Annotated in this window: 7 protein-coding genes; 3 read left to right on the plus strand and 4 right to left on the minus strand. The window is 67.4% G+C overall.

What is annotated here, in order from left to right; all coding sequences use genetic code 11:
• Window positions 1-29: 29 nt before the first annotated feature.
• The 4 genes from CSC67_RS16330 to CSC67_RS16345 all read right to left on the minus strand — a co-directional run bounded on the left by CSC67_RS16330 (window position 30) and on the right by CSC67_RS16345 (window position 6,785).
• On the minus strand, window positions 30-2,111 hold the full coding sequence (locus CSC67_RS16330; protein WP_118995496.1) for an ABC transporter permease: 2,082 nt from the start codon (window positions 2,109-2,111) through the stop codon (window positions 30-32).
• On the minus strand, window positions 2,105-3,283 hold the full coding sequence (locus tag CSC67_RS16335; RefSeq protein ID WP_118995497.1) for an efflux RND transporter periplasmic adaptor subunit: 1,179 nt from the start codon (window positions 3,281-3,283) through the stop codon (window positions 2,105-2,107). The genes CSC67_RS16330 and CSC67_RS16335 overlap by 7 nt, the downstream gene beginning before the upstream one ends.
• Window positions 3,284-3,478: 195 nt before the next feature.
• On the minus strand, window positions 3,479-4,024 hold the full coding sequence (locus tag CSC67_RS16340; protein ID WP_118995498.1) for a peroxiredoxin: 546 nt from the start codon (window positions 4,022-4,024) through the stop codon (window positions 3,479-3,481).
• A 100-nt stretch (window positions 4,025-4,124) separates the two neighbouring features.
• On the minus strand, window positions 4,125-6,785 hold the full coding sequence (locus tag CSC67_RS16345) for a GDYXXLXY domain-containing protein (RefSeq protein ID WP_118995499.1): 2,661 nt from the start codon (window positions 6,783-6,785) through the stop codon (window positions 4,125-4,127).
• A 143-nt stretch (window positions 6,786-6,928) separates the two neighbouring features.
• Between CSC67_RS16345 and CSC67_RS16350 the strand changes: the two genes are divergently transcribed.
• The 3 genes from CSC67_RS16350 to pcaCD all read left to right on the plus strand — a co-directional run bounded on the left by CSC67_RS16350 (window position 6,929) and on the right by pcaCD (window position 11,521).
• A complete protein-coding gene (locus CSC67_RS16350; RefSeq protein WP_118995500.1) occupies window positions 6,929-8,662 on the plus strand; it encodes a methyl-accepting chemotaxis protein in 1,734 nt (577 codons plus the stop codon).
• Window positions 8,663-8,770: 108 nt separating this feature from the next.
• Complete coding sequence (gene pcaB, locus CSC67_RS16355) at window positions 8,771-10,141, plus strand: 3-carboxy-cis,cis-muconate cycloisomerase (RefSeq protein WP_118995501.1); 1,371 nt, start codon at window positions 8,771-8,773, stop codon at window positions 10,139-10,141.
• A gap of 111 nt (window positions 10,142-10,252) precedes the next feature.
• Window positions 10,253-11,521: a bifunctional 4-carboxymuconolactone decarboxylase/3-oxoadipate enol-lactonase PcaCD gene (gene pcaCD / locus CSC67_RS16360; protein WP_118995502.1), complete on the plus strand. Its 1,269-nt coding sequence runs from the start codon at window positions 10,253-10,255 to the stop codon at window positions 11,519-11,521.
• The last annotated feature ends 510 nt before the right edge of the window (window positions 11,522-12,031 follow it).

Raw genomic sequence — 12,031 nt, forward strand, 5'->3', positions numbered from 1 at the left:
ATATGCCTGCGCGGGTTTCTTCAGCACGTTCATTCTCCCGCCAAGGCCACGACCGGATCCAGCCGCGCGGCGGTGCGCGCCGGCATGAAACCGAACACCATCCCCGTGGCCGCCGCGCAGGCGAATGCTCCCAGCATCGCCTTCACCGAGAGCACCAGCGGCACGCCCGCCAGAATGAGGACGGCTGCCACCGCCACACCCCCCGCCAAGCCCAGGACGCCGCCCGTCACGGTCAACAGCAGGGCTTCGGTCAAGAACTGGCGCAGGACGTCGCGATTCCGTGCGCCGGTCGCCATGCGGATGCCGATCTCGCGCGTGCGCTCCTTGATTGTCATCAGCATCACGTTCATCACCCCTATGCCTCCCACCAGCAGCGACACCGCGGCGATCAGGCCCAGCATCGTGGTCATGCTGCGCCGGGTGTCCGCCTCGGCCTGCAGGCGGGCGGCCGCGTTGCCGATACCGAAGTCCTCCCGTCCGCCGTGCCGCGCCAGAAGCAATTGGCGCACGGCCTCTTCTGCCGCCAGCACCCTGTCCGACGACCGGGCCTCCAGGACGACGTAGTCCGGCTGGGTCTGCACCTGGTAGACCCGCGCCCGGCCGGTCCGGTACGGAATGAAGACCATGTCGTCATAGTCCTGCGCCCCCGAGTCCGCGCCCCGCTCGGCCATCACGCCGATGACTTCGAAGGGCGCGCTGCCGATCAGCAGCTGCTTGCCGAGCGGATCTTCCGAGCCGAAGAAATGCGAACGCGCCTTGGAGCCCAGCACGACGAGAGGTGCCAGGTCGCGGTCCTCGGCGTCCGTGTAGAAGCGCCCTTGCGCGACGTCCCATTGATGGACCGAGGGCATCTCTTCACTTGCCGAGAAAACGTAGATGCCGCGGTTGACGTTGCCATGGCGCACGGTAAGCGGGTCGCCGATCACGGGCAGCACCCGGCGGATGTCGGGCAAGCCCCTCAGGGCGGATAAATCGTCTTCCGTGATCTGGCCGGCCGGCCCGCCGGTGGGAGGAGGACGGCTGCCCATATACATGATGGTCGTGCCCATCGTGCCCAACTGGGCGATCACGCGCTGGCGCGCGCCCTCGCCTATGCCCAGCATGATGATGACCGAAGCCACCCCTATGATGATGCCCAGCAGCGTCAACAGGGTGCGGGACCGGTTGATGCGCATGCCGCGCCACGCGCTGCGCAAGGCTTCATGCAGGTCGGCCCAGCCGGGACCCGGATCCCGGCCGACTTCGTCCAGATCGATGGCGGGCAGCTCTGACTCGGTGAACCGGCCCCTTTCCCCCGCATCTGCCTCCGCCCCAACGCAGATACCGACGCCGGCACCTTCACCTTCACATACACCGGCGTCGGCCGCAGCCGGCACGGGCGGTTCGGCGCGCGAGCCGTCCCGGGCATTCCTCCGGTCGGCCACGATGCGTCCGTCGTGGATCTCGATGATGCGGCGCGCCTGGCCGGCCACCTGGCGATCATGGGTGATGAGGATGACGGTGTGTCCCGCCCCGGCCAATTCATGGAACAGCGCCATGACTTCCGCGCCGCTGCGGCTGTCCAGAGCGCCTGTGGGCTCGTCCGCCAGGATGATGTGCCCGCCGTTCATGAGCGCACGCGCGATGGACACCCTTTGCTGCTGCCCGCCCGACAGCTGCTGCGGCCGGTTGTCCATGCGTCCGGACATGCCCAGCCTGGCCAGGAGCCGGCCGGCGCGCTCGGCGCGCGCGTTCGCCGCCATGCCGGCATAGATGGCGGGCATCTCCACATTCTCGCGCGCCGACTCCGTGGCGATCAGGTGATACCCCTGGAACACGAATCCGAACGCCTTGCGCCTGAGCCACGCCAGCGCATCGGAATCGAGCTGCGACACGTCGCGGCCGTTGAATCGGTAGACGCCGGCGCTGGCCCGGTCCAGGCAGCCCAGAATATGCATCAGCGTCGACTTGCCCGAACCCGACTGCCCGACGATGGCGACGAATTCGCCCGCATGAATCCGCAAATCGATTCCGTGCAGCACGTCCACGGCCGGAGCGCCATCCCGGCCGCCGTACTGCTTGCGTATGCCCCGCAGTTCGATGAGCGGCACGGCCGCGTCCACGCCTACCATTGCAGCCAGCTCCAGCCTCGCTCGGGCAGGTGCTCGGCCATGATCAACCGCTCTCCTTCGGCCACACCCTCGAGCACCTCGGCCTCGTGGCGGCTGCGCACGCCCAGCCGCACGGTCCGGTTCTGCACCCGCCCCTCATCATCCAATACGCGCACCGACTGCCGACCGTCGCGGCTTTGCAGCGCGGCCAGGGGCACGGTCGGCACCTGCTCGGCCGTGGCGGTAGTGAACACCACCTGCGCCGTCATCTGCGGCATCAGCTCGCCATCGCCGTTGTCGACATCGAAAAGCACGGTGTAGACCACCGCCGCGCTCGCCGGCTGAGCCGTCGCGCCCTCGGGCGCAGGCGCGGCGGGCGGCGTGGGCAGGACCTGGCGCACCGTGCTTTCCCAACGGCGCGGCGCCTCGTCGAAGCCGGCTCCAAGCGTGGTGAAGTACACCGGCATGCCCTCCCTGACCCGCCGCACGTCGGCCTCGGACACCTCGGTCCATACGGTCATGCTGGAAAGATCCGCAATGCGCAGGATATTGGGTGTTTGATAGGTGGCGTTCAAGGTCTGGCCTTCGCGCGCCTCGACCGACACCACGGTACCGGCCATGGAGGCGTAGATGCGGGTATAGCCCAGCCGCGCTTCTTCGGCCCGCTGGCTGGCCTGCGTCTGTTCGATGCGGGCGCGCAATTGTTCGATGCGGGCCGCTGCGAAGGCCAGTTCGGCCTGCGCCTGCTGCACGTCCTCGTCGCGCGTGGCGCCTTCCTTCGCCATGCGCTGCTGGCGCGCATGGCGCAGCCGCGCCAGCTTGTGGGCCGCCTGCTGCTCGGCCAACTGCGCGCGCAGGTCCGCCACGGCGGCGCGCCCCGCATCCACCACCGCCTGCTGCACGCTGGGATCGATCTCGACCAGCAACTGACCCTGTTCGACCGAGTCGCCGGGCTGGACCGAAAGCCGGGTGATCTGTCCGGACACCTGCGCGCCGACGTCCACATAGCGGCGCGGCTGCAGTGTCCCGATGGCATTGACCGTGGCCCGGACATCGCGCCGCGTAATTTCGGCCACCTCGTAGCGGGGCCCGTCCGAGCCGCGCCCCCACGCCAGAATCGCCACCAATATGAGCGCCGCGCCCACCCAAAACACCCTGCGCCCCTTGCGGCGCTTCAGCACACTACTCAGCATGGCAGCGATACGTCCCTCGAAAATTCGGCTCCTTTCAAGTAAGACGTTTCAGCCGGCCGATATCCGTAATCCGAAGATCAGATACTTGGGCGTTCCACGCTTTCCCGGCGCGGTGGGCGAGATATGTCAGAAGGTTGGAGCGGGCAGGAAAAGCGGTATATTAACAATGATTCTTATTATTGTTTAGTACCGTTCTCAACGCTTGTCCGCCCGCCGCTCCACGCCCAGCTTGCCCAGCGTCGCCGCCATGTCCTCGGCCGAGGTCTCGGGGTTGACGTGCGCGTCTATCTTCAGGATGGTGCCGTCCTTGCCGATGTAGAAGGTGTGCCGCTTGGCGTAGCCCTTCTCGTGCAGCACGCCGTAGGCGCGCGCCACCGACTTGTCCTCATCGCTGAGCAAGGGAAAATCGGCGCCGGTCTCGGCCGCGAAACCTTTGTTGTCCAGCAGGGGATCGACGCTGGCCATGAAATAGGTCACGTCGTACTCGCGGATGAGATGGCCGTTTTCGGCCAGCGACTTGCACTCTATGGTGCAGCCATAGGTGTAGGCCTTGGGAAACCAGGCCAGCACCACGGCCTGCTTGCCGCGGTAATCTGACAGCCGGTGGGTGTCGCCGTCCGATCCCGGCAAGGCAAAGTCGGGAGCCGGGTCGCCCACCTGAAGCGCCGACGCGGACGCCGCGGCCAAGGCCAGGCAAGCGCCCGCCAGCACGGGCAGACTGCATTTGAATTTCTGCAACATCGTTGATCTCCTGGCTGATGAAGCTGTATATAAAGCGGGAGGCGCACCGCCCCGACGCGTTTCCGCACGGCAGACATGCAGTCATGCTGTGCGCCGGCGCTCAACGCCCGGACAAGGGCCGCAGGCGCTCGTCGAGCAGGCCGGTCAGCAGGCCGGCGCCATCCTGGTCCACGCGAAATTCGCCATAGCGCGCCCGCTCGAAACGCGCAGCCTGTCCTTCCGGAAAGAACCAGGCGTCGGTCACCACGCGCACCTGGCTGCCTCGCAGCCTGAATTCCAAGAATACATCGTCGTAGTCCGATCCGGCGGGCTGCACAGGGCTCCCGCCGCTCGCCACGTAGGCGGACTTCGAAGTGCCGTTCGACAAAGCCCGGATCGCGACCAGGCCATGCACGCCCCGCTCGTCCGGCCGCAACACCAGCAAGCCCGCGCCCCGGCGCCCGATATCCCGCCTCAGCGCGTCGGGCGCCTGTCCCAAGGCCGAGAGCGCTTTGTTGGCGACATCGAAGTTCAGGCGCATATAGTCGCCCTGCATGAGGGAGCGCGGATCGACCGGCGCCAGTTCCAGCACCACGCGTTGGCCCCGGGCCAGTATCTGCTCGCGCTGGTAGATGCCCGCGTTGGCCGCGGCCAATACGATCAGCAGGCCGGCGATCAGCCCGCCGCGCCGCCAGAAACGAGACGCCATTCCACCGAAGCGGAGCGCCGCCCCGCTCCGCCCCGCGGACGAGGCGGAACCTTCGGCATGCTCGATACCCCCGACGCGTTCGGCGCCGCCGGCGTCGGCACCAACGGCGGCGGAATGCTCGGCAGGCCCGGCCGCCGTGAAGGCAGCATCGCGCTGCGCTTTCTTCCGGTGGACGCGTCTCAACACCCAGGCCGAAGCCAGCAGCCAGGCGCCCGTCGCCCCCAGCACAAAGGACTTGTTCAGCAAGGTGGAGTCGAGCAAATAATAAAAATGCATCAGGTAAGCCAGCAAGGCCAGCACGCCGAAGCCCATCAGGCTGCGATGCCGCATGGCGAATCCTATGATCAGCCAAAGCAGGGCCAGGGACACGCCGGGCGCGCCCATCCACCCCACGGCGGCGATGGCCAGCGCCAGAGGCGCCCCGAGCCGAATCGACGGAGGCAAGGCGGGCTTGCGCCACACCACCGCGCCCAAAGCCGCGACGGGCAGCGCGGCGCAGGCCAGCCAGATCACCACGACCGACGGGTCGAAGCGCCAGACCTGCGCGATCGAGCCGGGCTGCGGAGCCGGGGTTTGCCAGACAGTGATCTGCGCCAGAAACACCAGGGCCCAGCCCAGCGGCCGCCAGCGCCTGCCGGCCTGCTCGCCCCGGCCCAGCAGCAGCACCAGCACGCCGGCCAGGCTGAACCACCACATGCGCAGGTAGGCGGACAAGGGAGCGTCGCGCAATGCATGCCCGGCGTCGAAAAGAGCGTCCTCCCAGTTCCCGTGCGGCCACGTCATGACGGTTGCCATGCCCAGGACAAAGAAGGCCGCGATGAAACGGAAGGCGGCATTGCCGGCCAGGACATAAAGGACCAGGCCCAGCGCCAGCAAGGCATAGACGGCCACGCCCGAACCGTCTTCGTGCAGGGCGAAGAAACTGCCGCCGCTCAGCAGCAGGCCCGCCGTCATCGATGTGAGGCCGAGCTCGCGCAGCACGTCCGCGCCGCCCCGGCGATAGGCGGCCAGGCCCGCCAGGCACAGCAGCAGGCCCGGCACCCATAGAGTCTCGACCTGGAAATCCAGAGTGATGAGCAGAAAGACGATCAGCAGCACAGCCGTGATGCCCATGGCCACCAGACGAAAGGCGCTGACGTACCAGGGATCGTCGGCAAGCGCCCTGGCGCGCAGCAGCTGGCCCAGCTTGCGCAGCCCCATGGCCATCGCAGCCAGCAGCACCACGACGACCAGCAGCAGTCCGGCCTCGGACCCTACCCAGTAAAGCAGCGGCAGGACCAGCAGAACGAAAGCGGCGAGCGCGGCCAGGCTGACGATGGCCAGGTCGGATCGCAGCCGTGTGTATGCCAGGTACATCGTCGCCAGAACGGCCCAGCCGAGGATGGAAATGCCGATGGGGCCGGCGCGTGAGTCGATGCCCGCGAAGGCCGCCGCCACCAGCCAGCCGGCGACGGCCATCGCCAGAATGCGCGGCCCGATGCGCCAGCCATCGTCGAAATAGGCGATGCAGCGTTCCCAGGCCGCCAGCAGCACCGCGTTCAGCAAGGCGGCCAGCAGCGCAGCGCTCGTCCAGCCGCCGAAGTCGCGCCAGATGCCGCCGTCGTGTACACCGAGATAGAGGCCCAGGGCCGTGTTGAGCACCACGGCAAAGAGCAGGCCGAGAAACACCGTGTGCTGGGTCAGCAGCCAGGGAATCAGCAGGGCCGCCCAAGCCAGAAACAGCTGCCAGGCGTCGGCGCCGGTCTGGTAGATCTGGCCTATGAGCGCCAGCAAGGCGCCCGTCGCCACGCCGGCCAGGCCGGCCAGATGCGCCGCGGCGGTGAAATTGCGATTGCCTGCCTCGAGCCTGCCTTCGCTTCCGGGCCGCGCGCGCCATACGGCCGCCAGCACCAGCACGGCGAGCAGCATCTGCGCGCCCGCGAGCTTCTGCAGGTTGGAAGCATGCTCCCAGTTGGCAGCGACCCAGCACACGCCCGCGCTGGCCAGCAGCAGGCAGGCCAGTCCTGTACCCGCCCGATATATGAAGCCCCGCCGGCCTTCGCCCCGGCTGCCGTCCCGCAATCCTTCGGTCACCTTGCACCGCCTCCGTCATATAGCTGGAGGCTCATTATCGGCATCCTAAAGTATGGCCGCAAGCAGCCGTATAAACGTTGACCGACGGTGGATGCACGTTTCGACCTCGGCGATTGCAGAATCCTATTTCCAAACGGCTCATCATGCGCAAGAACCTGCCCGTCACCGACGTCGAAACCAAAGTACGCGACAACCAGTATCTGATCTCCAAGACCGACATGAAAGGTCGGATCATCTACGCCAACCCGGCCTTCATCGAAGTCAGCGGCTTCCATCGCGACGAGCTCATCGGCAAGGCGCACAACATCATCCGCCATCCCGACATGCCTCCCGAGGCCTTTGCCGACCTGTGGACGACGCTCAAGGCCGGCAAGCCTTGGCTGGGCCTGGTCAAGAACCGCCGCAAGGACGGCGGCTTCTACTGGGTGCTGGCCAACGCCTATCCGGTCATCGAGAACGGCGAAGTCAGCTGCTACGCCTCGGTGCGGGTCAAGGCCAGCGATGAGCAGATCCGTGCGGCCGAGACTTTTTACGCCGCCGTCAATGCGGGCCGCGCGGGCGGCTACGGCATCGTCCAGGGGCAGCGTGCACGCCGGGGCTGGCGCCGCCTGGCGGACCTGGCGGCGCTGCCCTTCCGCAACAGCCTGAGGGTCAGCATGGCCCGCATGGCGCTGGCCGGCCTGCTGGCCATCGGCGCGGGCGGCTACTTCGCCGCCGCCGGCGGTGTGCCGCAGCAGTGGCAATGGGCCCTATGGCCGACTCTAGGCCTGCTGACCGCGGGCATGCTGGCCCAGGGCTGGACCATTTCCCGCAGGGTGCTGCGTTCGGTCGAAAAGGTCGCCGAAACCGCAAGGCAGATCTCGGCGGGCAACCTGGCCACCGAGATCAGCTATGCGAATCAGCATGACGAACTCGGCCGCCTCGGCTTCTATCTGGACATCATGCGCAAGAGCCTGATCAGCATCAGCGACGACGTCCAGGTCGGCGTCCACGCAACAGGCCATACGGCACAGATCCTGTTCGCCAACAATACGCACCTGTCCGCGCGCACCGAGGACCAGGCCTCCTCGCTGCAGGAAACGGCGGCCGCCATGGAAGAACTGACGGCCACCGTCAAGCAGAATGCCGACAATGCCCATGTGGCGGCCCGGCTGGCCGACGACAGCATGCGCATCGCGCGCCAGGGCGGCGACGTGGTGGCCGAGGTGGTGGGCACCATGGACGGCATACGCGACAGCTCGCGCAAGATTTCGGACATCGTCACGCTGATCGAGGGCATCGCCTTCCAGACCAACATCCTGGCGCTGAACGCGGCGGTCGAATCGGCCCGTGCCGGCGAGGCCGGCAAGAGCTTCGCGGTGGTGGCCGGCGAGGTGCGCAATCTGGCGCTCAAGAGCTCGCAAGCCGCCAAAGAGGTCAAGGTCCTGATCGACGAGTCCGCGTCGCGGGTCACCGTCGGGTCCGAGCAGGCGGCCCGGGCGGGCGCCACCATGCAGGAAATCGTCGACTCCGTGCGCCGCGTCACCGACATCATGGGCGAGATCTCCACCGCTTCGGTCGAGCAGTCCAGCGGGCTGGAGCAGATCAACCAGGCCATCGGCCAGATGGACGGAGTCACCCAGCAGAACGCCGAACTGGTCCACGACCTGGGGCAGACCGTGCGCGCCCTGTCGGCCGAGGCCGAGAACCTGGGCGAAGCCATCGGCGTGCTCAACACCGGCCTGGGCAAGGAAGTCCGTCCCGCGTCGCTGGACGCGCGCGGCGTGCCGCCGCGCGCCGCCCGGCCGGAAGTCCGCCGGAGCGCCCCCGCGGCCAACGAACCCACGGCGGCCGGACCGCTGGAGCACGCCCGGCGCCGGGCGATCGGCTCTTCATAAGGGCCTTCGGCGGCGCCGCCTTACATGGGCGATGGCCAGCCGCTACAATACCCGGGCCGGCTTGCGAGCCGGCCTTCTTCTTTGTTTTCTTCCCTGCCGGAGCCCGCGGTGAGCGTTTCCATTTTCGACAGTTTTCTTACCACCTCCGAAATCATCCAGGTATTCGACGACGCCCCGGTCCTGCAGGCCATGCTGCGTTTCGAAGTGGCGCTGGCCAAGGCGCAGGCCGAAGAAGGCGTCATTCCCGCCGAAGCCGCGCGTGTCATCGCCCGGCACGGCGATATCGCCGACTACGATGTGCAGGCCATCATCGTGGCCAGCCGGCGCGCCGGCAGCATGGCCATCCCGCTGGTCAAGGCGCTGACCAAGGCCGTGGGCGAGGACGACGAAAGCGCCGCCACCCACGTGCATTGGGGCAGCACCAGCCAGGACGTCATCGACACCGGCATGGTGCTGGCCACGCGCGACGCCCTGCGCCTGATCGACGGCGCCCTGCTCTCGCTGGCCGAACGCCTGCTCGACCTGGCCGATCGGCACCTGCACACACCCGTGCTGGCCCGCACGCTGATGCAGCCGGCGCAAGTCACCAGCCTGGGCTTCAAGTTCACGACCTGGGCGGCGCCGCTGGTGCGCGCCCGGCGTCAATTGAAGTCGGCTGCCGATCGCGCCTTGCAGCTGCAGCTGGGCGGGGCCGTGGGCACCCTGGCCGTCATGGGCGACAAAGGCCCCGCCGTGGCGCGCCGCGTCGCCGCCGAGCTGGGTCTGCGCGCGCCCGACGCCGCCTGGCATACCCAGCGCGACGAGTGGGTGCGCCTGGGCCTCGAGGTCGCCGTGCTGGCGGGCAGCCTGGGCAAGCTGGCCACCGACTTCAGCCTGATGGCGCAGGGCGAGATCGCCGAACTGGCCGAACCCGCCGGCGCCGGCCGGGGCGGCTCCACCGCCATGCCGCACAAGCGCAATCCCGTGTCCTGCATGACGGCCCTGGCGGCCGCGGGCCGCGCGCCGCAGCGCGCCGCCGCCCTGCTCGCCAACATGGGCCAGGAGCACGAGCGCGGCCTGGGCAACTGGCAGGCCGAACTGGCCGAATGGCCCGGCCTGTTCATCAGCACCCACGGGGCGCTGGAAGCCATGCGCGAAGCCATCGAGGGCCTGCACATCGACACCGCGCGCATGCAGCGCAACATCGACGCCCTGCAAGGCCTGGTCTACGCCGAGGCCGTGTCCATCTACCTGGCCGGCGCCATCGGCAAGCCCCAGGCGCACAAGCTGATGGAAGAACTCACCGGCCGGGCCGTGTCCGAATCGCGTCCGCTGGGCGAAGTGGTGACCGAGGCCGTGAGCGGCGACGCGCAACTGAACGGCAAGCTCGACCCGGCCCAGCTGCGGGCACTGTTCGACCCGCTGGTGGCCAACGCCAATGCGGCCGAACTGGCCCGCGAGCAAATTCCGCAGCTGCGCGCCGACCTGGTCCAGGACTGAACCTGCGGGCCAAGGCCGAGGCATGTGGCCGGCGCTAAAGGCCGTCCTCGCCAAAGCCGCCTGGGCCCGACCGGCACTGAATCTTTTTCATTTCTTTTTGCGAGCAAGCACATGAGCTTCGATCCCATCGATCACGATCTAGAGCGCGGCCTGAAGAACCGCCGCGAAATCCTTGGCGACGCCTGGGTGGACCGTTCCCTTTCGCGCGCCAACAACTTCAATGCCGAGTTCCAGCAACTGATCACGCGTTTCGCCTGGAACGAAATCTGGGGCCGGCCCGGCCTGGACAAGAAAACCCGCCGCGCCATGGTGCTGGCCATTACCATGGCCCTGGGCCGCTGGGAAGAATTCGAGCTGCACGTGCGCGCCGCCCTGCAGGGCGGCCAGGAAGACACCCGCCTCACCCCCGACGAACTCAAAGAAGTGCTGATTCAAACCGCCATCTACGCCGGCGTGCCCGCCGCCAACACGGGCTTCACCCACGCCATGGCCATACTGCGCGAGATCGGGCCCGACATCGGCTATACCCTCGAACCGGCCGACATCACCGCCGCCGCCCACCCCGGCATAGGTCAAGAACGCGCCACGTTCAGCAAACCGACCTTGCACTACACCCTGCGCCGCGCGCGCAACGGCGCGCCCCGCCGCACCATCGTGCTCAGCCACGCCCTGGGCTGCGATCTGGACATGTGGGACGGCCTGGCCAATGCGCTGGCCGCCGACCACGACGTGGTGGCCTACGATCATCGCGGCCACGGCGGCTCCGACGCCCCCGCCGGCTTGTACACCATGGCGGAGCTGGCCGAAGACGCGGCCCGCCTGGTGCGCGAGCTGGACTGCGGCCCCGTCGTCTGGATAGGCCTTTCCATGGGCGGCATGGTCGGCCAGGAGCTCGCCATCCGCCATCCCGAACTGGTTTCGGCCCTGGTGGTCGCCAATTCCACCTCGGCCTACCCCGACAACGTCCGCGCCGTCTGGCAGCAGCGCATCGAAACCGTGCGGGCCAAAGGCATCGAAGCCATCGCCGACGCGGTCATGGAGCGTTATTTCCATGCCGGCTTCCGCGAGGAAAAATCCGCCGCCGTGGCGGCCTTCCGCAAGCGCCTGGTGAGCACGGACACCGAAGGCTACATGGGCTGCTGCAACGCCGTGGGCACGGTCGACACCACCGACCGCCTGCCCCAGGTAAAGGCGCCCGCCCTCATCATCGCCGGCCAGCTGGACCAGGGCGCGCCCGTCACGATGTCCGAAACCATGGCGCGCCAGATTCCCGGCGCCAAGCTGGTGGTGCTGGAAGACGCCTCCCACTTGGCCGTGGCCGAGCAGCCCAAGGCCTTTGAACGGGCCGTGTCGGAGTTCCTTGCCGGTCTGCCCCGCTGATTGATCTTTCTCAACAGCAATGCTTGAGCGAGCTGGATAAGGGTTGAGGCCCTTACTTTTAATGTGATGCTTTTATTGGGTTCTTGAAACGCCGCCGGAGCAGGGAGCATTTACGCCAGGCGGTCGGGCGGTCCGAGGCAGCGCCCTCCAACGCCCGGCGTAAATGCTCCCTGCTCCGGCGGCTTACATTTGGGCAAGCCATACAAGCCGACGTTCTATTGCTCGGTTAGGGAGTATCGGGTCCCCTTTTATGCTTGGATTCCCCGCCCAAGGCAAGCCGCAAATGCCGGCGCTAAAGAATCTATGGTCAGCCCGCATTTTGCAAGCGTGACGGTGTTGACGTAAATTAGGCTTGCTTGAATCTATCCGGAGTCAGTTGGGGTTCCATCCCCGCTCCATGATGAGAGCCGCGCCGGGCAAGCCTAAGAACTCAATCAGCGTCGATGCGCTTTTCTTAAGCTCAGGTTTCCTGCCCGGCCGTTGAGCCGTTTATGTCTTCACGTATCTCGC

This window comes from Pusillimonas caeni (assembly GCF_003545815.1).
GTDB classification, from domain to species: domain Bacteria; phylum Pseudomonadota; class Gammaproteobacteria; order Burkholderiales; family Burkholderiaceae_B; genus Pusillimonas; species Pusillimonas caeni.

Coding starts and splice junctions, on each gene's coding strand:
- CSC67_RS16330 (WP_118995496.1), bottom strand. CDS start 2,111: ATGGTAGGCGTGGACGCGGCCGTGCCGCTCATCGAACTGCGGGGCATA.
- CSC67_RS16335 (WP_118995497.1), bottom strand. CDS start 3,283: ATGCTGAGTAGTGTGCTGAAGCGCCGCAAGGGGCGCAGGGTGTTTTGG.
- CSC67_RS16340 (WP_118995498.1), bottom strand. CDS start 4,024: ATGTTGCAGAAATTCAAATGCAGTCTGCCCGTGCTGGCGGGCGCTTGC.
- CSC67_RS16350 (WP_118995500.1), top strand. CDS start 6,929: ATGCGCAAGAACCTGCCCGTCACCGACGTCGAAACCAAAGTACGCGAC.
- pcaCD (WP_118995502.1), top strand. CDS start 10,253: ATGAGCTTCGATCCCATCGATCACGATCTAGAGCGCGGCCTGAAGAAC.